The 1,095-nt window shown below is 45.4% G+C and carries 2 protein-coding genes; one reads left to right on the forward strand and one right to left on the reverse strand.

Going from position 1 to position 1,095, the window contains the following annotated elements:
• Window positions 1-60 precede the first annotated feature (60 nt).
• Window positions 61-375 carry a YqfO family protein gene (locus A3735_RS25435; protein ID WP_068511457.1) on the forward strand — a complete coding sequence of 105 codons (315 nt, stop codon included), beginning with the start codon at window positions 61-63 and terminating at the stop codon, window positions 373-375.
• Between the two features lie 6 nt (window positions 376-381).
• Here the strand turns inward: A3735_RS25435 and A3735_RS25440 are convergent.
• Window positions 382-1,095, reverse strand: a 714-nt coding sequence (locus A3735_RS25440; protein WP_197486044.1) for a GspE/PulE family protein, incomplete at its 5' end; no start/stop codon positions are given.

Here is a 1,095-nt window from a genome sequence, read left to right on the forward strand (position 1 = left end):
TTTACACGTAAATCTGTGTAACCTTAATAAATGAATCAAGTGTACGGTAGGGTATATGGTATGTATAAGTTATGTTTTTTTGTGCCTGTCGAGAATGCGGAAAAAGTTAAGGATGCGGTTTTTTTGACAGGTGCAGGTAGGATAGGTTGTTATGATCGGTGTAGCTGGGAAACTTTGGGGGCTGGACAATTTAGACCTTTATCTGGTAGCAAGCCAGCGATTGGTCAGATTGATGAAATTGAAAAAGTTCAAGAGCTAAAGGTTGAATTGGTTTGTTCGGATGAGTGTATCAAACAGGCCGTGTCAGCATTGAAGCAGGCTCATCCTTACGAAGAGCCTGCATACGAAGTATTTCGTTTGGAGGAGGGCTTCTAGTGTTCCCTAGCTCATTAGCTGATTAAGGCTGACTGGTGTGACTCTGAGCACTTCATCAATGGTTGTTAAGCCATTTGCTATTTTATTTGCGCCGCTTAGCCTTAGTGAATACATCCCTTCTTTAATTGCTTCTTTTCTGAGCTCTGCTACTTGACCGCTTTCGTGTATGTGCCCTTTTAAGCTTTCGGATAAGGGCATGATTTCATAAACGCCTGCTCGACCGCGATAGCCTGTTTGTCGACATTCTTGGCAGCCGACGGGTTGTTGCGCATTTTGAGGCAAAGGTGTTTTCCAAGGTCTGGTAAGCATTTTCCAGTCTTCCTCTTCAAGCTCGACAGGTGTCTTGCAGGACGTACAAAGGGTTCTAACCAGCCTTTGGGCCATCACGCCCAATACCGTTGCTTTTATTAGGTATGGAGGGATGCCGAGTTCCATTAATCGCGTGATTGCGCTGGGTGCGTCATTAGTATGCAGTGTCGAAATAACCAGGTGGCCTGTCAGGGCAGCTTGTATTGCCATCTCGGCTGTTTCCAGGTCTCTTATTTCACCAATCATTATGATATCGGGGTCTTGTCGCATAAGGGCTTTAATGCCGCTGGCGAAATCCAGGTCGATATTTTGTTGGATCTGCATCTGATTGAAGGCAGGTTCTACCATTTCAATCGGATCTTCAATCGTGCTGACATTAACTTCGGGTGTCGCGAGTTCACGCAAGGTCGA

This window comes from Oleiphilus sp. HI0061 (genome assembly GCF_001635675.1).

What these genes read in the sequence shown, in the direction of transcription:
- A3735_RS25435 (WP_068511457.1), top strand. Translation starts at nt 61, where the DNA reads ATGTATAAGTTATGTTTTTTTGTGCCTGTCGAGAATGCGGAAAAAGTT.